Annotated in this window: 34 protein-coding genes and 2 pseudogenes; all 36 read right to left on the reverse strand. The window is 38.4% G+C overall.

The window, feature by feature from the left end; translation table 11 throughout:
* Nucleotides 1–78: 78 nt before the first annotated feature.
* Nucleotides 79–516, reverse strand: coding sequence for a universal stress protein (locus Q7U95_RS03925; protein ID WP_308752024.1), 438 nt, complete (start codon nt 514–516; stop codon nt 79–81).
* A gap of 159 nt (nt 517–675) precedes the next feature.
* A complete protein-coding gene (locus tag Q7U95_RS03930; protein ID WP_308752025.1) occupies nt 676–1,479 on the reverse strand; it encodes an energy-coupling factor transporter transmembrane component T in 804 nt (267 codons plus the stop codon).
* Nucleotides 1,476–2,333, reverse strand: a complete 858-nt coding sequence (locus Q7U95_RS03935) for an energy-coupling factor transporter ATPase (protein WP_308752026.1) — start codon at nt 2,331–2,333, stop codon at nt 1,476–1,478. Before Q7U95_RS03935 ends, Q7U95_RS03930 begins: the two co-directional genes overlap by 4 nt.
* Nucleotides 2,318–3,142 (reverse strand): energy-coupling factor transporter ATPase, encoded by an 825-nt coding sequence (locus tag Q7U95_RS03940; RefSeq protein WP_308752027.1) that lies wholly within the window; start codon nt 3,140–3,142, stop codon nt 2,318–2,320. The genes Q7U95_RS03935 and Q7U95_RS03940 overlap by 16 nt, the downstream gene beginning before the upstream one ends.
* A 785-nt stretch (nt 3,143–3,927) precedes the next feature.
* Nucleotides 3,928–4,278, reverse strand: a complete 351-nt coding sequence (rplQ, locus tag Q7U95_RS03945) for a 50S ribosomal protein L17 (RefSeq protein ID WP_308752029.1) — start codon at nt 4,276–4,278, stop codon at nt 3,928–3,930.
* A gap of 10 nt (nt 4,279–4,288) precedes the next feature.
* Nucleotides 4,289–5,221 (reverse strand): DNA-directed RNA polymerase subunit alpha, encoded by a 933-nt coding sequence (locus tag Q7U95_RS03950; RefSeq protein ID WP_308752031.1) that lies wholly within the window; start codon nt 5,219–5,221, stop codon nt 4,289–4,291.
* Between the two features lie 36 nt (nt 5,222–5,257).
* Nucleotides 5,258–5,884, reverse strand: a complete 627-nt coding sequence (gene rpsD / locus Q7U95_RS03955; protein WP_308752032.1) for a 30S ribosomal protein S4 — start codon at nt 5,882–5,884, stop codon at nt 5,258–5,260.
* 11 nt (nt 5,885–5,895) lie between these two features.
* Complete coding sequence (gene rpsK, locus Q7U95_RS03960; protein WP_308752034.1) at nt 5,896–6,294, reverse strand: 30S ribosomal protein S11; 399 nt, start codon at nt 6,292–6,294, stop codon at nt 5,896–5,898.
* Nucleotides 6,295–6,322: 28 nt separating this feature from the next.
* Nucleotides 6,323–6,697 (reverse strand): 30S ribosomal protein S13, encoded by a 375-nt coding sequence (gene rpsM, locus Q7U95_RS03965; RefSeq protein WP_308752036.1) that lies wholly within the window; start codon nt 6,695–6,697, stop codon nt 6,323–6,325.
* A 41-nt stretch (nt 6,698–6,738) separates the two neighbouring features.
* On the reverse strand, nt 6,739–6,852 hold the full coding sequence (gene rpmJ / locus Q7U95_RS03970; RefSeq protein ID WP_308752038.1) for a 50S ribosomal protein L36: 114 nt from the start codon (nt 6,850–6,852) through the stop codon (nt 6,739–6,741).
* 20 nt (nt 6,853–6,872) lie between these two features.
* Nucleotides 6,873–7,097, reverse strand: a complete 225-nt coding sequence (gene infA, locus Q7U95_RS03975) for a translation initiation factor IF-1 (RefSeq protein ID WP_308752040.1) — start codon at nt 7,095–7,097, stop codon at nt 6,873–6,875.
* A gap of 68 nt (nt 7,098–7,165) precedes the next feature.
* Nucleotides 7,166–7,912 (reverse strand): type I methionyl aminopeptidase, encoded by a 747-nt coding sequence (gene map, locus Q7U95_RS03980; protein WP_308752042.1) that lies wholly within the window; start codon nt 7,910–7,912, stop codon nt 7,166–7,168.
* On the reverse strand, nt 7,909–8,559 hold the full coding sequence (locus Q7U95_RS03985; protein WP_308752067.1) for an adenylate kinase: 651 nt from the start codon (nt 8,557–8,559) through the stop codon (nt 7,909–7,911). The genes map and Q7U95_RS03985 overlap by 4 nt, the downstream gene beginning before the upstream one ends.
* A 31-nt stretch (nt 8,560–8,590) precedes the next feature.
* The gene (gene secY / locus Q7U95_RS03990; RefSeq protein WP_308752044.1) at nt 8,591–9,850 is read right to left on the reverse strand and encodes a preprotein translocase subunit SecY; all 1,260 of its coding nucleotides are present in this window, start codon (nt 9,848–9,850) and stop codon (nt 8,591–8,593) included.
* Nucleotides 9,850–10,293: a 50S ribosomal protein L15 gene (rplO, locus tag Q7U95_RS03995; protein WP_308752045.1), complete on the reverse strand. Its 444-nt coding sequence runs from the start codon at nt 10,291–10,293 to the stop codon at nt 9,850–9,852. The genes secY and rplO overlap by 1 nt, the downstream gene beginning before the upstream one ends.
* Nucleotides 10,294–10,319: 26 nt before the next feature.
* The gene (gene rpmD, locus Q7U95_RS04000; protein WP_308752047.1) at nt 10,320–10,502 is read right to left on the reverse strand and encodes a 50S ribosomal protein L30; all 183 of its coding nucleotides are present in this window, start codon (nt 10,500–10,502) and stop codon (nt 10,320–10,322) included.
* A gap of 2 nt (nt 10,503–10,504) precedes the next feature.
* Nucleotides 10,505–11,008: a 30S ribosomal protein S5 gene (gene rpsE / locus Q7U95_RS04005; protein ID WP_308752049.1), complete on the reverse strand. Its 504-nt coding sequence runs from the start codon at nt 11,006–11,008 to the stop codon at nt 10,505–10,507.
* A gap of 16 nt (nt 11,009–11,024) precedes the next feature.
* The gene (rplR, locus tag Q7U95_RS04010) at nt 11,025–11,408 is read right to left on the reverse strand and encodes a 50S ribosomal protein L18 (RefSeq protein WP_308752050.1); all 384 of its coding nucleotides are present in this window, start codon (nt 11,406–11,408) and stop codon (nt 11,025–11,027) included.
* 9 nt (nt 11,409–11,417) lie between these two features.
* Nucleotides 11,418–11,954 (reverse strand): 50S ribosomal protein L6, encoded by a 537-nt coding sequence (rplF, locus tag Q7U95_RS04015; protein ID WP_308752051.1) that lies wholly within the window; start codon nt 11,952–11,954, stop codon nt 11,418–11,420.
* A gap of 30 nt (nt 11,955–11,984) precedes the next feature.
* A complete protein-coding gene (gene rpsH, locus Q7U95_RS04020; RefSeq protein ID WP_308752052.1) occupies nt 11,985–12,389 on the reverse strand; it encodes a 30S ribosomal protein S8 in 405 nt (134 codons plus the stop codon).
* Nucleotides 12,390–12,423: 34 nt separating this feature from the next.
* Nucleotides 12,424–12,609, reverse strand: a complete 186-nt coding sequence (locus Q7U95_RS04025) for a type Z 30S ribosomal protein S14 (RefSeq protein ID WP_308752053.1) — start codon at nt 12,607–12,609, stop codon at nt 12,424–12,426.
* A 36-nt stretch (nt 12,610–12,645) separates the two neighbouring features.
* Entirely contained in the window at nt 12,646–13,191 is a 546-nt protein-coding gene (gene rplE / locus Q7U95_RS04030; RefSeq protein WP_308752068.1) for a 50S ribosomal protein L5, read from the reverse strand.
* Between the two features lie 96 nt (nt 13,192–13,287).
* Nucleotides 13,288–13,608: a 50S ribosomal protein L24 gene (gene rplX / locus Q7U95_RS04035; RefSeq protein ID WP_308752054.1), complete on the reverse strand. Its 321-nt coding sequence runs from the start codon at nt 13,606–13,608 to the stop codon at nt 13,288–13,290.
* A 17-nt stretch (nt 13,609–13,625) separates the two neighbouring features.
* Nucleotides 13,626–13,994 (reverse strand): 50S ribosomal protein L14, encoded by a 369-nt coding sequence (gene rplN, locus Q7U95_RS04040; RefSeq protein ID WP_308752055.1) that lies wholly within the window; start codon nt 13,992–13,994, stop codon nt 13,626–13,628.
* 28 nt (nt 13,995–14,022) lie between these two features.
* Complete coding sequence (rpsQ, locus tag Q7U95_RS04045) at nt 14,023–14,280, reverse strand: 30S ribosomal protein S17 (RefSeq protein ID WP_308752056.1); 258 nt, start codon at nt 14,278–14,280, stop codon at nt 14,023–14,025.
* Between the two features lie 45 nt (nt 14,281–14,325).
* Nucleotides 14,326–14,532, reverse strand: a complete 207-nt coding sequence (gene rpmC, locus Q7U95_RS04050; protein WP_308752057.1) for a 50S ribosomal protein L29 — start codon at nt 14,530–14,532, stop codon at nt 14,326–14,328.
* Nucleotides 14,522–14,953: a 50S ribosomal protein L16 gene (gene rplP / locus Q7U95_RS04055; RefSeq protein WP_308752058.1), complete on the reverse strand. Its 432-nt coding sequence runs from the start codon at nt 14,951–14,953 to the stop codon at nt 14,522–14,524. Before rplP ends, rpmC begins: the two co-directional genes overlap by 11 nt.
* Before the next feature lie 356 nt (nt 14,954–15,309).
* Nucleotides 15,310–15,930: pseudogene (gene rpsC, locus Q7U95_RS04060) on the reverse strand (30S ribosomal protein S3); the annotation flags it as partial.
* Nucleotides 15,914–16,282, reverse strand: coding sequence for a 50S ribosomal protein L22 (rplV, locus tag Q7U95_RS04065; RefSeq protein ID WP_308752069.1), 369 nt, complete (start codon nt 16,280–16,282; stop codon nt 15,914–15,916). The gene rplV and the pseudogene rpsC, both read right to left, overlap by 17 nt.
* A gap of 66 nt (nt 16,283–16,348) precedes the next feature.
* Nucleotides 16,349–16,633 (reverse strand): 30S ribosomal protein S19, encoded by a 285-nt coding sequence (gene rpsS, locus Q7U95_RS04070; RefSeq protein WP_308752059.1) that lies wholly within the window; start codon nt 16,631–16,633, stop codon nt 16,349–16,351.
* A 28-nt stretch (nt 16,634–16,661) separates the two neighbouring features.
* The gene (rplB, locus tag Q7U95_RS04075; RefSeq protein WP_308752061.1) at nt 16,662–17,483 is read right to left on the reverse strand and encodes a 50S ribosomal protein L2; all 822 of its coding nucleotides are present in this window, start codon (nt 17,481–17,483) and stop codon (nt 16,662–16,664) included.
* 27 nt (nt 17,484–17,510) lie between these two features.
* A complete protein-coding gene (gene rplW / locus Q7U95_RS04080; protein ID WP_308752062.1) occupies nt 17,511–17,798 on the reverse strand; it encodes a 50S ribosomal protein L23 in 288 nt (95 codons plus the stop codon).
* Complete coding sequence (gene rplD, locus Q7U95_RS04085; protein WP_308752063.1) at nt 17,798–18,421, reverse strand: 50S ribosomal protein L4; 624 nt, start codon at nt 18,419–18,421, stop codon at nt 17,798–17,800. The genes rplW and rplD overlap by 1 nt, the downstream gene beginning before the upstream one ends.
* Before the next feature lie 14 nt (nt 18,422–18,435).
* On the reverse strand, nt 18,436–19,074 hold the full coding sequence (gene rplC / locus Q7U95_RS04090) for a 50S ribosomal protein L3 (RefSeq protein ID WP_308752064.1): 639 nt from the start codon (nt 19,072–19,074) through the stop codon (nt 18,436–18,438).
* Between the two features lie 43 nt (nt 19,075–19,117).
* Entirely contained in the window at nt 19,118–19,426 is a 309-nt protein-coding gene (gene rpsJ, locus Q7U95_RS04095) for a 30S ribosomal protein S10 (protein WP_308752065.1), read from the reverse strand.
* A gap of 94 nt (nt 19,427–19,520) precedes the next feature.
* Nucleotides 19,521–19,707: pseudogene (locus Q7U95_RS04100) on the reverse strand (elongation factor Tu); the annotation flags it as partial.

The following is a 19,707-nucleotide window of genomic DNA, read 5'->3' on the forward strand; positions in this document are numbered from 1 at the left end:
ATTTTAAGTTAAAGCATAACTTACCCTAGCCAAATGTAATAACAACAAAGTTTTTGATAAGTAAGGTTATAAAATGCTTTAAGAAAAATCCTTTTCGGGAACCAGAACAATCGGGCAATGTGCCTTCCTGACCACTCTATCGGCCACGCTGCCTATAAAAAAACGGGCAAGACCCGTCGTCCCATGTGTCCCCATAACAATTGCGTCAACTTTTTCTTCTTCTGCCAATTCAACTATTCTATCGCTTGGATCCCCGGATACCACCTTAAAATCCGCTTTAACGCCCTCGTCCAATATCTTTTTTTTGGCGGTTTTAGCAATTTCCATCATTTTATTTTTTAACTCACTCTCAAACCGACTTGCTATCGCTGGCTGAAATCCAGATAAAGTTGTAGGTGTTGGCGCAACACTTAGAACAATTATTTTAGCAGACGTTGCTTTAGCAATATTGACTGCGAACTCCCGTGCTCGTTCAGCTGTTTTTGAACCATCTGTTGGAAAAAGAATTTTTTCCATTTTTTAACTCCTTTCAATTATTTGTGTATTCGTAAGTATTATTCGATAACAATACAAATTTTCCTACTTAATAATATTAAATGAAAAGCAAAAAATTGAGGAGTGAAGCAACAATTGTATCTGAATGAAGTAATTTATCGGCCAGACATTTAATCAGCATCACAATCTTCCGATATAGATGGCCGACAGTAAAAATATAACTGTGGCCACTCCCGCTGCCCAATCCTTAGAGCGCATCATTAAAACTCGCAACCGAGTTCTTCCTTCTCCCCCGCGGTAACAACGGGATTCCATCGCCAAAGCCAGCTCATCCGCCCTCCTAAACACCCCGACAAAAAGCGGGATTAATAAAGAGATGAGGTTTTTTGCCCTTCTAAAGAGATTCCCCGATTCAAAATCGGCTCCCCTTGAAATTTGGGCTTTCATTATTCTGTCTGTTTCCAAAAGCAATGTTGGAATAAACCTTAAAGCAATCGTCATCATCATCGCAAGCTCATGAGCGGGAACTTTAATCTTTTTAAAAGGTGTCAAAAGATACTCTATCCCATCAGTTAGCTCAACCGGACTTGTCGTAAAAGTAAGAAGTGATGCCCCTACAACCAGCAAAATAAATCGAGCCGAAAGTAATATTCCATTTTTAAAACCTTCCTCCGTTACAACAAAAGGTCCAAGACGAGCAATTGGTTCACCAACTGTGAAAAAAAAGTGAACAATAAGCGTAAACAAAATTATGTAAATAAGAGGTCTTAACCCTCTTAATATCCAAGAAAAAGGAATTCTTGCCACCGCGATAACCGTCAACATAAAAAGGGATAAGTATAAAAATCCCAAAAAATTATTCAAAATAAATAAGGTTACTAAAATTGCCATCAACAACACAATTTTTAAGCGGGGGTCTGCTTCATGTATCAGCGACTCTCCGGGATAATATTGACCTATTGTTAACCTCGAAAATGTCTTCAAGAAATTCTCCTTTTAAGAACAGAAACAATGGCATCTTTAACTTCGTTTAAGTTAAATAGGTCCGGGGGAACATCAAAATCACCTTCATTTAGCATAAAAAGTAAAGAAGTAAACTGTGGAACATCAAGCCCAATCTTTAACAAATCATCTCTTTTGGAAAAAACTCTCTTCGGAGAATCATTAAATTCTATCTTACCTTCATTTACAACAATTACACGGTCGGCCAGACGAGCTATTTCGTCCATGTTGTGAGAGATTAAAATGATAGTTAACTTTTCCTTTTTGTTCAACCGTTCAAGATGACTTAAAATTTCACGTGTTCCGACGGAATCAAGACCAGATGTTGGTTCATCTAAAATTAAACAAGACGGATTCATGGCCAAAACACCCGCTATGGCCACCCGCCTCATCTCTCCGCCACTTAAAGTAAAAGGAGAGCGATCTTTGAATTTAAAATAATCGAGCCCAACCATCGCCAGCGCCTTTTGAACCTTCTCTTCAACTTCATCATCTGAATAGCCTAAATTTCGCGGGCCAAAAGCAACATCTTTAAAGACAGTTTCCTCAAAAAGCTGATTTTCAGGAAACTGAAAAACTAATCCAATTTTCTGTCTTACCAAACGAGAATTTATTCCCTCGCCTATCTTTTTGCCATCTATTAAAACTTCGCCTTCCAGTGGCTCAAGTAATCCATTTAAATGTTGAACAAGCGTAGATTTCCCAGAACCGGTCGGTCCAACTAGACCCACAAATTCTCCAGCTCTCACAGAAAACGTAACATTTTTAAGAGCTCTTTGTGCAAGAGGCGTATTTGACATATAAGTAAAGCTAACATTTCTCAGTTCAATGAGCATAAGTTACCAGCCAATTCCTTTATACTTAATGCTTCTTTTAAATTATATCCTTCATTTTTCAATTCACGACTCAAAAGAACTGCCGGAGGCGGTTCTATCCCGATTTCTTTTAATAGTTTAGTATCACCAAAAAAACTGCGCGGAGAGGCATCCGAAACAATGGCTCCACAATCCATAGCTACAACTCTATCAGCATAAATAACTTCATCAACAGAATGAGTTATCAATATAACCGTTACCTCTTGTTCGCTGTTTAATTTGCGAACAATCTCAATAACTTCTTTCTTCCCCTTTGGGTCCAACATCGAGGTGGGCTCATCTAAAACCAGATATTTTGGCTTCATTGCAAGTACCCCGGCAATAGCCACTCGCTGCTTCTGGCCCCCTGAAAGAAGATGTGGTTCAAAACGAGCATACTTGAGCATATGAACGCTTTTTAAAGCATTATCGACACGCTCACGAATCTCATTCCTCGGAATTCCCAGATTTTCCAGACCAAAGGCAACATCTTCTTCAACCACAGTAGCAACAATCTGATTGTCAGGATTTTGAAATATCATTCCCACCCGTTGTCTAACTTTCCAAAGATTTTCTTCAAGGTGCGTTTTTAACCCATCAACCTCAATAATTCCCTTTGTTGGGGTTAAAAGACCATTTAAATGTTTTGCTAAAGTTGATTTTCCTGAACCATTTCGACCAGCAAAAACAACAAATTCTCCATCATGGATGTTAAGGGAAATGTCGTTGAGAGCTACTATCCCGCAGTCGGCTTGTTTGTAAATATGAGTTAAATTTGAAATTTTAATCATCGTATAACCTCAAAAGTAAATTCCCGCTCCGATGTTATCGGGATGACTTTCTTATCCTCAACGCAAGCAGTGTTCTGCCCACTGCGAAAATCATTTTTTAGTTAAATCTTAAGCCAGTACCTGGAATATTATATCATTAAAAGCAGCTATCAGCTGCCAATCGTTTTAAATGAAAAAATAAGAAATAAAAAAGAAAAACGACCTGCCTGCCGGTAGGCACGGTATAGGAAAATTAAAAGTATAAACTTTCATTGTTTTTAGTTTTTAACCCCCGTGGGCCAGGTGGACAGCGACCCTCCACCTGCCCGCCAATGCCTAACGGCATAATAGGCGTAGGCAGGCGGGAAGGCGGGCAGGCCCTCCTGCGGCGGGTAAACATATGAGCACGTTTTATACGCCATATCATTTTTAGGCGTAAAAATAGGTTGTTCAGGAAATAAGCCGAAGCTGTTTGAGCCAGGTTTATATCCGACTGACAAAGTAAGTTGGAAGTTTTGGCTTTTTAATGCCAAAGGGAAGGATATAGTTTAGCCTGGCGAGTTCTGTAGGCGCCTGAACAACCGTATATTTTGGAGCCGTTCAAAAAATGATCGGCCGTCTTTCTTTTGCTTCGTTTTCTTGGACGAGCAAGACCTGCCTGCCGGTAGGCACGGAAATGAAGGAAGTAAAGTTTCGAAATAGGAGAATCGACTAAGTAAATTGGTAATTTATAGCACTAACAAAAAAGCAAAAGCTATTAAGCTTTTGCTTTAAAATAATATATTTTTACTAACTAATGGCCAATTTTAAACCAATTCAATTATAACCATTGATGCAGCGTCGCCTTGTCTTGGACCAAGCTTTAAAATTCGCGAATAACCACCGTTTCTTTCAGCAAAGCGAGGGGCAATTTCCGTAAAGAGTTTATCGGTCAGTCCTCTATCGTTCAACGTAGCAAGAACTTGCCTGCGAGAGTGCAAATCTCCTTTTTTGCTCAAAGTTATTACTTTATCCAACATGGTTCGCACTTCTTTTGCGCGAGCCTCGGTTGTTTTTATCCTCTCATGATTGATTATTTCCTTCGTCAATCCCACCATTAAGGCCTTCTGGTGGCTGGCATCAGTTGCCAGTTTCCTGCCTTTATTGCGATGCCGCATTTATCAATCACTACTCCTTTTCCAAGCCAAGATCGAAAGATGCCAATTTTTCTTTTATCTCTTGAATTGATTTGGCACCAAAATTACGAATATTTATCAGGTCATTTTCAGTACATTTTGACAATTGCTGCAATGTGCTGATGCCCTGCCTCTTTAAACAATTATAAGAACGAACCGATAAATCCAAGTCTTCTATCGGCGCATCAAAAAAGCTTTCTACCACTTCTTCTTTATCTTCAAAAACCGTGCTCTCTGCCTTTTCGGGTGCGCGGTCTATAAATAAATCCATATGTTCCTTCATAATCTTTGCAGCTAAACTTACAATCTCATCTGCAGTTAAGCTACCATTTGTTTCTACTTCAAGCCGAAGTTTATCGTAATCGGTACGCTGTCCTACTCTTGTATTTTCTACCGTATAAGCAACTCTTTTTACAGGAGAAAAGATTGAGTCTATAGGAATCACGCCGATAGGCATTGATGATTTTTTATTTCTTTCAGCTGTGACATAACCGCGACCCTTTTCGACCACCATTTCCACTTCAAGCTTAGCCCCTTTGTTTAATGTTGCCAGATATAAATCAGGATTAACTATCTCAATATCGCTAGGGCACTTAATATCTCCCGCTTTTACCTCTTTTGGCCCTTTTACGTTAAGTTTCATGGTTACAGGTTCTTCTGAATAAGACCTTACAACAATTTCTTTTATGTTAAGAATTACATCTATAACATCGTCCCGTACTCCAGGGATAGTTGAAAATTCATGCGTAACACCTTCAAATCTTACTGATGTAACAGCGGCTCCCGGTAAAGAAGAGAGTAGAATCCGTCGCATAGAGTTACCCAAAGAATAACCAAAACCTCTTTCCAGAGGGTCTACAACAAAAATAGCATCAAAATCATTCTTTGCTTCAACGCTAACACGCGGTTTTAGAAAATCTATCATACAACAATGCCTCCTTATAGCACTTTTAGAAATCGATTATTTGGAGTAAAGCTCCACGATGAGTTCTTCTTTTATTGAAATATCAATTTGTTCACGAGTGGGTAAATTTAAGATTTTTCCAATCACGGCCTTGCTATCTACTTCAAGCCAAGAAGGAATTTCTGATTTACTGGTTGACTTAAAACTTTCCTTAATCTTTTCAACTTTAGAACCGTGATCCGTTAAACCAATAATGTCTCCTTGTTTAACTCTGTATGAAGGAATATCGACCCTTCGGCTATTGACCGTAAAGTGGCCATGTTTTACCGACTGACGAGCTTCCGCACGAGATCTAGCAAATCCTAAATGGTAAACTATATTGTCTAATCTGGTCTCTAAAATTTTTAAAAGATTCTCGCCCGTTATCCCTTTTTGCTTAGCCGCTATATCGTAATAACGCTTAAACTGTTTTTCAAGTACTCCAAAGATTCGTTTTGCTTTCTGTTTTTCCCTCAATTGTGCACTATATTGAGATGGTTTAGTAAATCTTTTCCCGTGTTCTCCGGGAACAAAGGGACGCCTCTCCATAGCACACTTATCGGTAAGACACCTCTCACCTTTTAAAAAGAGCTTTTCTTTTTCTCTACGACATAATTTACAAACTGGACCCGTATATCTAGCCATATTTTAACTCCTTAAACCCTTCTTCTTTTTTTAAGTCGGCATCCGTTATGCGGAACCGGTGTAACATCACTCACGTTCCCAATCTCTAAGCCAGCTGCTTGGAGCGTCCTAACTGCCGTTTCTTTCCCTGCTCCAGGACCTTTTACAAAAACTTCAACTTTTTTCATACCATGTTCTTTAGCTTCCTTTGCAACAGTCTCTGCCACCATTTGAGCAGCAAAAGGAGTGCTTTTTCTGGAGCCTTTAAACCCCACGCTACCAGCGCTCTCCCAAGCAATAGTATTTCCATCTAAATCGGTTATCGTAACTATCGTGTTGTTATAAGTCGATTTAATATGAGCTGCTCCATATGCAACATTTTTTTTCTCTTTACGCTTGACTCTACTTTTCGAAGTCTTTTTTACTGCCAACTACTTGCCTTCCCTTCTCTTACTATTTTTACTTACTCTTTTTTTTTGCTCCTACCGCTCTTCGTGGACCTTTACGTGTCCTTGCATTAGTATGTGTGCGTTGTCCTCTGACAGGAAGTCCTCGTCTGTGTCGGAACCCTCTATAACAACCTATCTCCATCAACCGCTTGATATTTTGAGATATTTCACGGCGAAGATCTCCTTCAATCTGAAAATTTTTATTAATATACTCTCTTAGTCGTGTAGCTTCTTCTTCGGTTAAATTACGAACCCGAGTATCTTTATCTACCCCAGTTGCCTTCAAAATTTCATTTGCCCCTGATTTTCCTATCCCATATATATAAGTTAAACCAATTTCAACCCTTTTATCTCTCGGTAAATCTATGCCCGCGATTCTTGCCAATTGTCTTCCCTCCATCAAAATATATCAATGAATAAACTTGTTTATCCTTGCCTTTGTTTGTGCCTTGGGTTTTCACAAATAACCCGTACGCGTCCTTTTCGCTTTATAATCTTACATTTTTCACAAATCTTTTTAACTGATGGCTTAACTTTCATAGTTGTATCTCCTGCTTAGCTTATTTATGCCTATATGTAATACGTCCTCTACTCAAATTATAAGGAGAAAGCTCTACAGTAACCTTATCTCCTGGAAGAATCCTAATATAGTGCATCCTCATTTTTCCTGAAATATGAGCTAAAATTATATACTCATTGTCAAGCTTTACCCTAAACATAGCGTTTGGTAAAGTTTCTACAACCTCTCCATCTACCTCAATTGTTTCTTCTTTTTTGGCTACCAAAATAAACCATTTCCTTCCACTACTTGCAAGCCACGAAAAGGAATTATAACAAAAATATAATCTTAAGTCTACCAGAAAGTTAAAATATCCGAACCTTCAGGTGTTATTACAACAGTATGTTCAAAATGAGCCGACAAACTTCCATCACAAGTTACAACTGTCCAATTATTTTTCAAAATTTTTACACTATAATTTCCCATATTTACCATTGGCTCGATGGCAAATACCATACCTTTTTTTAAGGTCGGGCCTCGATTCGGTAACCCATAATTTGGAATCGGAGGATCTTCATGCAGCTTCAAACCCACTCCGTGGCCCACAAAATCTCTTACAATAGAAAAACCGGCATTTTCTACCACTTTTTGAATAGCGTGAGATATATCATAAAGCTTATTTCCAACAACACACTTTTCAATTCCTGCCGAAAGCGCTTTTCGCGTTACATTAATAAGGGTACTTGCCTGTTCAGAAATTTTGCCTACAGGAAAAGTTGCAGCTGCGTCTGCGTAACAACCTTGATACTCAACCCCTACATCTATGCCAACAATATCCCCTGACCTGATTTTCCGCGAGCCGGGAATCCCGTGAACAACTTCTTCGTTTACCGAAACGCAAGCCGAAGCCGGAAATCCCCTATATCCTTTGAACGCCGGCCGGCCTCCCATCTTCGTAATGGTTGACTGGACAATATCATCAATTTCAGCCGTTGTCATACCGGGCTCTATTAAATTTTCAATTTTTTTAATGGCCGTTCCAACAATCTTTCCTGCTTCACGTATCCGCTTTATCTCATCAGACGATTTAATTATAATCACATTAATTCCGCAAGTAGCTCAATTACAGAGCACTCTACATCAGCAATAGGTTTCTCTCCGTTTATAGTCTTTAATATTCCTTCATCTTTATAGTAATCAATTAAAGGAGCTGTCTGTTTGCGATAAACCTCAAGTCTGTTTTTAACAGTTTCAACAGTATCATCATCGCGTTGATAAAGCTCTTTACCACAAATATCACATAAACCTTTAATTTTCGGCGGATTAAAAATAAGATGGTACACTTTGCCACAATTTTTACAACTTCTGCGGCCTGTAAGTCGCTTAACTAGCTCATCTTCACTCACATTAATGCTTAAAGCCACGTCTATCTTCTTCCCTGCCTCAGCAAGCGCTCTTTTTAGAGCATCAGACTGAGCAACTGTACGTGGAAAACCATCTAGGATAAAACCTCTTTTACAATCCTCTTCCAATAAACGATCTTTAACAATCCCCACAACTACCTCGTCTGGTACAAGCTCGCCTTTATCCATATATTCTTTTGCCTTAATTCCAAGTTTCGTCTTATTTGCAACAGCCAACCTTAACATATCACCTGTTGAAATGTGGGACATATTATACTTTTTCGCTATAACTTTAGCCTGTGTTCCTTTCCCTGCCCCAGGCGCTCCAAGTAAAATTATATTTATCTTTCTTCCTCCTTAAATTAAATCAACTTTTCTATTTAAGAAAGCCCTCATAGTGCCTCATTAACAACTGGGACTCCAGCTGCTGAACTGTTTCTAAAGAAACACCAACTATAATCAAGAGAGAAATCCCACCAAAATGTTTAAAAAAAGGAACGTTTAACGTTGCCATTATTACTGTGGGAAGAAGGGCAACCAGAGCTAAAAAAAACGAACCCGGTAGTGTAATTCTATTTAAAATATGATCTAAATAAACAGCGGTGGGCTTCCCTGGTCTAACTCCAGGGATAAACCCTCCATATTTTTTAATATTATCCGCAATATCAATCGGATTGAAAGTTACTGCCGTATAGAAATAGGAAAAAAAAATAATTAAAAGACCGTAAATTGTCATATATACCGGAGAAGTAGGTACCAAAAAATTTGATATAGCTTCAAATGTCTTCGTCGGAAAAAATTGAGCAATCGTTGCGGGAAACATCAAAACTGAAGCAGCAAAGATAATTGGAATAACACCTGACTGGTTAATTTTAAGAGGAATATATGTACTCTGCCCCCCATACATTTTTCTGCCAACTACCCGCTTTGCATATTGAACAGGGATTCTGCGTTGGCCCATTTCCATAACAACAATTGCAAGAAAAACAACCAGTATAACGACGATAAGCAACACAATAAGATATGGACTAACAACCTGAAGTGTTTGAATAACCGCTTCGGGAAATCTTGAAAGAATGCTCACCGTAATTATAAGTGACATCCCATTGCCAATTCCATGCTGAGTTATTAATTCACCCAACCACATAATGAGAACGGTCCCTGCCACCAAAGTCATAATGATTAAAAATTTGTCCATCATTGAAAGACCCAACTTTAATTGACGCTCAATAAATACAGTTGTAGCCATCGACTGAACTATTGCTAACCCCAAGGTCATATACCTTGTCCACTGAGTTATTTTCCTTTGGCCCGATTCCCCTTCTTTTGACCATTCCTCCAACTTGGGAATCACTATGGTTAATAACTGCATAATGATTGCAGCTGTAATATAAGGCATTATCCCCAAAGCAAACACGGCAAAATTGGAAAGTGCTCCACCTGCAAAAATATCCATAAACCCAAACATGCTCCCCTTTTGGGTAAATTGATTAAACAGTTCCTTTATAATCCCAACATCGATTCCGGGAACAGGCACAAAACAACCAAACCGATAGATGGCTATTATTAATAAAGTAGCCAAGATGCGTTTCCTTAACTCTGGAACCTTAAAAGCATTTAGCAAGCCTTTTATCATTAGATTACCTCAACCTTCCCGCCAGCTTTCTCAATTTTATCAACAGCAATTTTGCTGAATGAATTTGCTTTAACGGTAAATGGTTTTGTAATTTCTCCTTTACCTAAAATCTTAATTAAAATACCTTTCTTCCTAACTACCTTCTTCTCGTATAGTTTCTCCGGATCAATAATCGAACCACTTTTAAACGTATTAATCTTGTCAACATTTACGATAGCGTATTCTTTCTTAAAAATATTTTTAAAACCCGGAAGTCTTGGAAGTCTTCTTTGAAGAGGATTTTGACCCCCCTCAAAACCAAGTCTTGGACCTTTACCAGAACGAGACTTTTGTCCCTTTTGCCCTCTTCCGCAAGTCTTCCCCATACCGGAACCTTCTCCTCGACCCACTCTTTTTTCTTTTTTTATAGAACCTTTTTCGGGTTTTAAATTATGAATTTCCATTTATTCTTCCTCCAACACAAAGTGAACTAACTAATTTCTTCAACTTTCAAAAGATGTGAAACTTTATTTATCATTCCCCTAATTTCCGGAGTATTATTCTTAATAACAACATCGTTTATACGTTTAAGACCCAAAGCACGAACAGTCTGCCTTTGTGATTTAATGTGCCCTATTATACTTGCCACTTGTTTTATCTTAAGCTTTGTCACATCTACCTCCCGATAATCTCCTCAATAGTTTTGCCTCTCATTTCTGCAACATTTTTAGCATTCTTTAAGTTTTTTAAGCCATCCATGGTTGCAGAAACCATATTAATTGAATTACTTGAGCCAAGTGACTTAGCTAAAATATCTTTTACGCCCGCCAATTCCAAAATAGCTCTAACTGGACCACCTGCAATAACACCTGTTCCTTTAGCAGCAGGTTTTAAAAGCACTTTTCCTGCTCCAGCTTTTCCAAGAATAGCGTGAGGTATAGTAGAACCAACTAAAGGCACTTCAATTAGACTTTTTTTGGCGTTTTTAGCAGCTTTTGAAATAGCAATTGGAATTTCTTTGCCCTTTCCTAAACCTACACCAACATGTCCTTCACCATCACCAACAGCAACTAACGCGCTAAGGCTAAACTTGCGGCCACCTTTTACTACTTTAGAAACTCTATTTGTATAAACAACTCTCTCTTCCAAATTCAACTTATCTGGATTAATTCTCGCCACTAAATATCCTCCTTCTTTAAAATTTCAAGCCACCGTCGCGAGCTGCCTCCGCCAAAGACTTTACCTTACCGTGGTAAAGATATCCTCCTCTGTCAAAAACAACCTCTTTAATTCCCTTCTTCTTTGCTTTTTTGCTTATCAACACTCCCACTTCTTTGGCTGCCTCAATATCTTTTCCGCCTTCTGGAAGCTTTCCTTTAAGCTCTTTATCCAATGAAGAAGCACTCGCTAAAGTAATCCCCTTAGTGTCATCTATTATTTGAGCATAAATATTTTTATTGCTCCTATAAACACACAATCTTGGCTTATCTAGAGTTCCTATTAAATTTTTTCTAACTCGTCTATGCCTTCTTTTCCTTGCCAAAACTTTTTTGTAAGTTTTCGCCATAATACCCTCCAACTTAACTTATTATTTCGCCGTTTTCCCGGCTTTTCTGCGAACATATTCTCCTGCATATTTAATCCCTTTACCCTTGTAAGGTTCCACCGGACGAACGGCTTTTATTTTAGCAGCAAAATCTCCCAGTATCTCATTATTTATACTTTTAAGAATCACTCGTGTAGGAACCGGGATTTCAACCTCGACGTCTTTAGGTAACTCTAATAATACCGGGTTCGAATAACCCATTTGAAGTTCAAGACTATTCCCCTTCTGAACTGCCTTATAACCCACCCCTACAATCTCAAGTTGCTTTTCAAAACCCACGCTTACACCTTTAACCATATTAGCCACTAAGCTCCTGATTAAACCGTGTAACGATCTTTGTTCTTTACTATCAAACTCTCTCTTAATGCTAAGTTTATTTTCCTCTTTGCAAATATTTACATTGCTCGTGAAGGTCTTAGTTAAAACTCCTTTGGGACCTTTCACTGTAAGAGTGTTTCCTTCAATTTGCACTTCCACACCCGCAGGGATCTCCACAGGCAGCTTCCCTATCCTAGACATTCTAAACCTCCATCAATTCTAAAAACATTTTTACCATACATAACAAATTACTTCGCCACCCACTTCTTCGGCAGAAGCTTTTTTATCAGTCACAATTCCTTTGGGTGTACTTAAAATAGCTATCCCAAGCCCACTCAAAACTCTGGGGATTGCATCCTTTTTTGCGTACACTCTCAATCCAGGCTTACTAATTCTTTTTATGCCTGTTATTACTTTTTCGTGATTCTTTTTATAACGCAAATTTATTCGAATCATATCTTTTCCACTATCTTTTTCTTTTATTGCTCTGTAGTTGTCGATGTAACCTTCCTCTTTTAATACCTTCGCTATCTCAACTTTAATTTTTGAAGCTGGTACATCAACAACATCATGACAAGCATTGCTTGCATTCCGAACTCTTGTAAGCATATCAGCAATAGGATCTGTCATTCCCATAAAATTTCCCCCTTAACCTCTAACTAAATACTTTTTACCAGCTTGCTTTTTTAAGCCCCGGGATTTCTCCTTTATGAGCTAATTCTCTTAAGCAAATTCGACAAAGTTTAAACTTTTTGAAACAACCACGCGGTCTTCCGCAACGAACACATCTTGTGTATTCGCGAACTGCAAACTTTTGTTTTCTTTTTTGTTTCTCAACAAGAGCTTTTTTCGCCACTTACGCCTCCTAAAAATTTAACCGATCATAAATCCCTTAACTAACTTTCTTAAATGGAAATCCGAAATATTTTAATAAAGCAAAACCGTGCTCATCATTTTGAGCTGTTGTAACAATAGTTATATCCATTCCACGAACTTTATCTATCTTATCGTAATCAATCTCAGGAAAAATTAGCTGTTCATCAACACCTATAGTAAAGTTTCCCTGACCATCAAAAGATTTTGGAGAAAGACCTCTAAAATCTCGAATACGCGGCAATGCCAAACTAAGCAAACGATCCAAAAATTCATACATTCGGTCTCCCCGAATTGTAACCTTACAACCGATGGGATTTCCTTTTCGAATTTTAAATCCAGCAATGGATTTCTTGGCTCTCGTAACGGCAGGCCTTTGACCGGTAATAATTGAAATATCTTCAACTATATGGTCAATGACTTTGGGATTCTGAATTGCTTCACCAGCTCCCACGTTTACTATAATCTTTACAATGCGAGGAACCTCCATAGGATTTTTTAAGGAAAACTCCTTTACAAACTCAGGAATTATCTCTTTCCTATATTTTACTTTCAAACGAGGAATAACTCGCTTTTCAATTTCACTTGCTTTTTTCTTAGTTTTCGACTGAACCTTTGACTCTGCCAACTTAACCTCCTACAAAACAAAAGCTAAAAAGCTCTATTTATCAATATCCTGTTTACATTTTTTGCATACTCTTATCTTGCCCTTACCGGTCTCACGCTTCTCAACTCTAGTAGCAGCGCCACAGCTAGGACAAATTAATTGAACATTAGAAACGTTTATTGAGCCCTCTCTTTCAACTATTCCTCCTTCAGGATTCGTTTGAGTCGGACGCGTGTTTTTTTTAACTAAGTTTAAACCTTCGATAATAACTCGTTCTTTTCGAGGAAAAACTCTCAAAACTTTCCCCTTTTTACCTACGTCTTTTCCGGCTAGAACCAACACTTTATCGCCTTTTTTAACATGAAGCTTGGACATTAAAAAGCTCCTTTCTTTCATAGTACTTCGGGTGCCAGAGAAACTATTTTCATAAAATTTTTATCTCTTAATTCTCTAGCAACCGGTCCAAAAATTCTAGTGCCCTGTGGATTCTTAGCTGCATCAATAATAACAGCTGCATTATCGTCAAACCTAATATAAGATCCATCCGGCCGTCTTATTGTTTTATTCGTCCTAACGACAACAGCACGAACAATATCACTCTTCTTTACCGACCCTCCGGGAATAGCTACTTTCACGGTAGCAACAATTACATCCCCCACGCTCGCGTATCTTCTTTTGGAGCCACCCAATACTTTAATACATAACATCTCTTTGGCTCCGGTATTATCGGCAACCTTAAGTCTTGTTTCTTGTTGAATCATCCCAATCACTCCTTAAAAAAGTGGCCAGTTATTTAGCCTTTTCTAAAACTGAAACCACTCGCCAACGTTTGGTTTTGCTTAATGGACGCACTTCCATTATCTCCACAATATCTCCAACTCTGCATTCATTTTTATCGTCATGAGCTTTAAACTTAGATGTCTTTTTAATGATTTTTTTATATAAAGGATGCCGCGTTAATCTTTCCACAACAACCACAACGCTCTTATCCATCTTGTCGCTTACTACTTTTCCTGTTCTAGTTTTTCGTAACCCACGTTCACTCATTCTTGCCTCCAATCTATCTACACATTACAGCAAATAAAAATTTACTTATGCTCCTTTTTGTTCTTTTAGCTCTCGCTCTCTACAAACAGTTTGAATACGAGCAATATTCCTCTTAATTTCTCTTATCTTCATGTGGTTTTCAAGCTGACCCGTTGCCAATTGAAAACGCAAATTAAACAGTTCGTTCTTCGCTTCTTTTAGCTTTTCTTGCAACTCTTCGTCTTTAAGATTAACCAATTCTTTAACTTTCATGAGTTTCACCACCAACAATATGTCTTACAACCTTCGTCTTTATCGGCAATTTATGAGAGGCAAGCCTCAAAGCTTCCTTCGCAATATCCTCACTGACACCCGCCAACTCAAACATAATTTTTCCTGGTTTCACTACTGCAACCCAATATTCAGGCGATCCTTTCCCGCTTCCCATTCTTGTTTCAGCAGGTTTCTCTGTAACAGGTTTATCGGGAAATATATTTATCCAAACTTTTCCGCCACGCTTCATGTGTCTAGTCATTGCAATTCTTGCCGCCTCAATCTGACGATTGGTTATCCACGCAGCCTCAAGAGCTTTAAGTCCATACTCTCCAAAATGTATCGAACTTCCGCCCTTTGCCTTCCCTTTCATTCTTCCTCTTTGTACTTTTCGATACTTAACCCTACGAGGTAAAAGCATTATTTGGTTGCCTCCTCTGCACTTTCTTCTTTTTTACTCTTTTTGGTCCCTTTTTTTATTTCGCTCTTCGCTTTTTTTTCGATTTTATCCGGTGCTTTTTTTGTCTTGATTTTTTTGCTTTCTTTAGTTTTCTTCTCTTTTGCCTCGGTTTTCACTTTTGCTTTCTTCTTTGCTTCTTCTTTTTCTTCAACTTTTATTACTGGTTTTGCTTCTGCTTTAATTACTGCTTTTGCTTCTGCTTTAATTGCCGGTTTTCTTTCCTCTTCCTTTACTTTTACTTTTTTTACTTCTACCGGTTCTTTAACTTTCTTAGCAGTTTCTTCTCCAACTTTCTCTTCCATTTGTCTTTCTTTTTTGATTATGTCCCCTTTATAAATCCAAACCTTAACTCCAATTGTTCCAAAAACAGTGTTTGATTTAGCAAAACCATAGTTTATATCTGCACGAATCGTATGAAGTGGAACTCGCCCTTCGCGATACCATTCTCTTCGAGCCATCTCAGAGCCACCTAATCTACCTGCACAATTTATCCTAACGCCCTTGGCTCCACTTTTCATCGCAGCACCCACAGCTCTCTTCATTGCCCGTCTAAAAGAAACCCGGGCCTCAAGTTGATCTGCAATATTTTGAGCAACCAAACTTGCATCCAACTCCGGTTTTTTTACCTCTTGGATATTTATCTGTACTTTCTCCCTAGTTATCTTCTCTAGTTTAGAACGCAATACATCTACCTCAGCGCCCTTTTTACCTATCACAATTCCGGGACGAGCTGTATAAATATCGACTTTTACCCGATCTCCGGCTCGCTCAATTTCAACTTTTGAAATTCCCGCTCGCTTTGCTTTTTGATTTATATATTCTCTGATTCGTATATCCTTCTCAAGCAAATTACCGTATTCTTTTTTTGCAAACCATCTCGACTTCCAGTCGTAAATTATGCCAAGCCTAAATCCATTCGGATTAACTTTTTGACCCACGTTTAACTTCCTCCTCCTGCTCACTTACCACTACCGTAATATGACTGGTTCTTTTGTTAATCCTACTTGCTCGCCCCATGGCTCTCGGACGAAATCTTTTAAGTGTAGGACCTTCATCAACATAAGCCTTAGAGACATAAAGAGTCCCTTTTAAATTCAAATTTATTTCTGCATTAGCTTTCGCTGAATTAACAACTTTGGCAACTTTTTTTGCAGCACCTCTTGGACAAAACTTCAATATATTAATCGCTTCATCAACCTGCTTGCCTCTAATCAAATCAACAACTTGACGGGCTTTTTGAGGAGTTACACGAATATACTTTGCCACTGCTCTCACATCTTTACTTTCCATTTTCTCCTTTGTTTCTTTTGCCACTTTAATCCTCCAATAATACCTTTAAAAATTACTTTTCCAAAATTATTTCAAACTTGTTGCCCGCTCAACATGATGTCCGTGTCCCCTAAAAGTTCTAGTGGCAGCAAACTCACCAAGTTTGTGACCAACCATGCTTTCAGTAATATAAATAGGAACATGCTTTCTCCCATCATGCACAGCAATTGTATAACCAACCATCTCTGGGATTATTGTCGAGCTTCTTGACCACGTCTTAATCACTCTTTTTTCTTTTTTCTTGGTCATTACATGTATTTTTTCTAAAAGCTTCGAATCAACATACGGCCCTTTTTTTATTGACCTACCCATACATTCCTCCATTACATAAACTTATAATCTATTTTGTCCTTCTTCTTATAATGTACTTATCTGACAGTTTCTTCTTTCTGGTTCTATATCCAATGGTCGGCTTCCCCCAAGGAGTGCTAGGCAAATGACCTTTCGACTTACCTTCTCCACCACCATGAGGATGGTCAACCGGATTCATTGCCGTACCTCTTACCGTAGGTCTTTTTCCCAGCCATCGATTACGTCCGGCTTTACCTAACGAGATTGTTTCGTGTTCAATATTGCCAATTTGACCAATTGTCGCCTTGCAATCCAAGTGAATCATTCTAACCTCGCCAGACATTAACTTAACCTGAGCATAATTTCCTTCTTTTGCTACTAATTGAACAACAGCCCCAGCTGAACGTGCCAACTGTCCGCCTTTCGAGGGCTTTAATTCAATGTTATGAATTAACGTTCCTAAGGGAATATTTTTTAAAAGAAGGGCATTCCCCGGCTTTATGTCAGCTTCCTGTCCTGAAATAATCACATCGCCAGCTTTAAGTTTAAGAGGAGCCAAAATATATCTCTTCTCACCATCTTTGTAATGAAGCAAAGCTATCCTTGCAGAACGATTTGGATCATATTCAATTGATGCAACTTTTGCAGGAATTCCGTCCTTATCCCTTTTAAAATCAATGATTCTGTATTTTCTTTTATGACCTCCGCCAATATGCCGAGTAGTAATTCGACCATGAACATTCCTGCCACCACTTTTAGTTAATGGGGTGGTCAAACTTTTCTCAGGTGTCTTCTTAGTTATTTCCTTAAAATCTGGTATAGTCACAAACCTTCTACCTGGCGAGGTTGGTTTTACTTTTTTTATTCCCACGGTTATCGCTCCATTCTAAATTGCTATCTATTTACCTTCAAAGAACTCTATGCGATCTCCTTCTCTTAACGTGACAATCGCTTTTTTCCAATTCTTTGTTCTACCAGAAGTTCGTCCCTGCCTTTTTAATTTACCCTTTACCGACATGGTGTTAACCTTGATAACTACTACATTAAATATTTCTTCAACTGCACAACGCACATCACTCTTTTTCGCGTCTGGACAAACTTCAAAGCTATATTTATTCCCTTCTATAGCATCGTAGCTCTTCTCGGAAATTATCGGTCTTATAATAATGCTTCTTGGATCACCCACTATTTCAGCACCTCCGATAAAGCATTTAAAGCATCTTGGGTAAAAATCAATATTTCATTATCTAAAACATCGTAAACATTTATTTGTTCTACATCGATGGCTTTCACTTTTTGAATATTCTTAATAGATTTTTTAGCTATTTCATCTTTGGATGTAAGCACCATCGTCGTTTTCTTCCCTACGCTTACATTTTTTAATACCTCAACAACATCTTTCGTTTTTGGTTTTTTAAGATTAAAATTCTTTAAAACTAAAATTTGAAAATCTTTAGCTTTTGCACTTAAAGCCGACCTTAAAGCCAACCTTTTTGCCTTTTTGGAAACCTTAAATGAATAATCTCTCGGAGTAGGTCCAAAAACCGTTCCTCCACCTTTCCAAAGAGGAGAACGTATGCTCCCAGCCCTTGCTCTACCAGTTCCCTTCTGTTTCCATGGCTTAATCCCTCCACCACTTACATCTTTTCGTGTCTTGGTAGACGCATTTCCGCTTCTCTTTTCCGCCAAATGTAATTTTACCATCTGATGAACAAGTGACTCCACTATTTTGGATTCAAAAATTTCTGGTTTTAACTCAACTTCACTTATTATTTTTCCCTTATGATCATGAACTGGTACCTTTAACATGATTCCTAACTCCTTTATTTACTGCTTTCCTTAACAGCATTCTTTATCAAAACTAAATCTCCATTAGCCCCCGGAACACTCCCTTTAAGTAAAAGCAAATTGCGCTCCTTATCTACTTTGACTACCTCAAGGTTCTGAGTGGTAACTCGCTTACCACCCATACGCCCAGGAAATTTTCTCCCTTTTAATACTCTTGAAGGAGTTGCACACATACCTATTGAACCAGTACTTCTATGAAAATGAGACCCGTGAGAGGCTGGCCCTCCTCCAAAACCCCATCTCTTAACAACCCCGGCAAAACCTTTTCCTTTTGATATACCAACCACATCAGTCTTTTCTCCTTCTGAGAAAATATCGACTGTAATTGATTGGCCCAATTCAAAACTTTCGTTTTTGTCTAAACGTAACTCCGCCAAATATCTTTTATAACCCACTTTCGATTTATCAAAATGACCTTTAAGCGGCTTATTTACTTTATTCTCTTTTATATCTCCACAACCAATCTGCACAGCATTATACCCATCTTTATCGCAACTCTTCATTTGAGTAACAACACAAGGACCCGCCTCAATAACGGTCGCAGGAATAACCCGACCATCTTGATTGAATATTTGCGTCATACCAATTTTTATACCTAAAATTCCCTTTGACATCTCTACACCTCGTTTTGCCCAAATACTGCAGCAATCTCCATACTTAAAGTTTTATTTCTATATCTACCCCTGCTGGTAAATCTAGCCTCATTAAAGAGTCCACTGTTTTCGGTGTTGGCTCAAGTATATCTATGAGCCGTTTATGTGTATGCATTTCAAAATGCTCTCTCGAATCCTTATTAACGTGAGGAGAGCGAATAACACAATAGAGACTCTTTTCTGTTGGCAGAGGAATTGGTCCTGAAATAGTGGCCCCCGTTCTCTTAACGGTTTCTACAATTTTCTTCGCCGACTGATCAACAATTTCGTGATCGAACGCTTTCAATCTAATTCTAATTTTTTGGTTGGCCATTCTTTCCTCCCTTAACGCGTAATCCTCACGCAACTTTACCAAATTTATGAATTCAGCCAGTACAAAATTAACTACTGGCTTGGCATCATTTTTTCTACTTAAGTATCTTACTTATCTTACCAGCTCCAACTGTTCTTCCGCCCTCGCGGATAGCAAATCTAAGTCCTTCTTCCATAGCAATTGGAGTAATTAACTCCACCTCAAATTCAGTGTTATCTCCAGGCATAACCATCTCAACCCCTTGGGGAAGAGTAACAACTCCGGTAACGTCAGTAGTTCTG

The sequence above is a fragment of the Candidatus Oleimmundimicrobium sp. genome, assembly GCF_030651595.1.
Taxonomy (GTDB): Bacteria; Actinomycetota; Aquicultoria; order UBA3085; family Oleimmundimicrobiaceae; genus JAUSCH01.

Excerpts from the sequence above, each read along its gene's own strand:
- Q7U95_RS03925 (WP_308752024.1), bottom strand. The coding sequence starts at position 516 with ATGGAAAAAATTCTTTTTCCAACAGATGGTTCAAAAACAGCTGAACGA.
- Q7U95_RS03935 (WP_308752026.1), bottom strand. The coding sequence starts at position 2,333 with ATGCTCATTGAACTGAGAAATGTTAGCTTTACTTATATGTCAAATACG.
- Q7U95_RS03940 (WP_308752027.1), bottom strand. The coding sequence starts at position 3,142 with ATGATTAAAATTTCAAATTTAACTCATATTTACAAACAAGCCGACTGC.
- rplQ (WP_308752029.1), bottom strand. The coding sequence starts at position 4,278 with ATGCGGCATCGCAATAAAGGCAGGAAACTGGCAACTGATGCCAGCCAC.
- Q7U95_RS03950 (WP_308752031.1), bottom strand. The coding sequence starts at position 5,221 with ATGATAGATTTTCTAAAACCGCGTGTTAGCGTTGAAGCAAAGAATGAT.
- rpsD (WP_308752032.1), bottom strand. The coding sequence starts at position 5,884 with ATGGCTAGATATACGGGTCCAGTTTGTAAATTATGTCGTAGAGAAAAA.
- rpmJ (WP_308752038.1), bottom strand. The coding sequence starts at position 6,852 with ATGAAAGTTAAGCCATCAGTTAAAAAGATTTGTGAAAAATGTAAGATT.
- secY (WP_308752044.1), bottom strand. The coding sequence starts at position 9,850 with ATGATAAAAGGCTTGCTAAATGCTTTTAAGGTTCCAGAGTTAAGGAAA.
- rplO (WP_308752045.1), bottom strand. The coding sequence starts at position 10,293 with ATGGAAATTCATAATTTAAAACCCGAAAAAGGTTCTATAAAAAAAGAA.
- rplF (WP_308752051.1), bottom strand. The coding sequence starts at position 11,954 with ATGTCTAGGATAGGGAAGCTGCCTGTGGAGATCCCTGCGGGTGTGGAA.
- rpsH (WP_308752052.1), bottom strand. The coding sequence starts at position 12,389 with ATGGGAATGACAGATCCTATTGCTGATATGCTTACAAGAGTTCGGAAT.
- rplX (WP_308752054.1), bottom strand. The coding sequence starts at position 13,608 with ATGTCCAAGCTTCATGTTAAAAAAGGCGATAAAGTGTTGGTTCTAGCC.
- rplN (WP_308752055.1), bottom strand. The coding sequence starts at position 13,994 with ATGATTCAACAAGAAACAAGACTTAAGGTTGCCGATAATACCGGAGCC.
- rpsQ (WP_308752056.1), bottom strand. The coding sequence starts at position 14,280 with ATGAGTGAACGTGGGTTACGAAAAACTAGAACAGGAAAAGTAGTAAGC.
- rpmC (WP_308752057.1), bottom strand. The coding sequence starts at position 14,532 with ATGAAAGTTAAAGAATTGGTTAATCTTAAAGACGAAGAGTTGCAAGAA.
- rplP (WP_308752058.1), bottom strand. The coding sequence starts at position 14,953 with ATGCTTTTACCTCGTAGGGTTAAGTATCGAAAAGTACAAAGAGGAAGA.
- rplV (WP_308752069.1), bottom strand. The coding sequence starts at position 16,282 with ATGGAAAGTAAAGATGTGAGAGCAGTGGCAAAGTATATTCGTGTAACT.
- rpsS (WP_308752059.1), bottom strand. The coding sequence starts at position 16,633 with ATGGGTAGGTCAATAAAAAAAGGGCCGTATGTTGATTCGAAGCTTTTA.
- rplD (WP_308752063.1), bottom strand. The coding sequence starts at position 18,421 with ATGTTAAAGGTACCAGTTCATGATCATAAGGGAAAAATAATAAGTGAA.
- rplC (WP_308752064.1), bottom strand. The coding sequence starts at position 19,074 with ATGTCAAAGGGAATTTTAGGTATAAAAATTGGTATGACGCAAATATTC.
- rpsJ (WP_308752065.1), bottom strand. The coding sequence starts at position 19,426 with ATGGCCAACCAAAAAATTAGAATTAGATTGAAAGCGTTCGATCACGAA.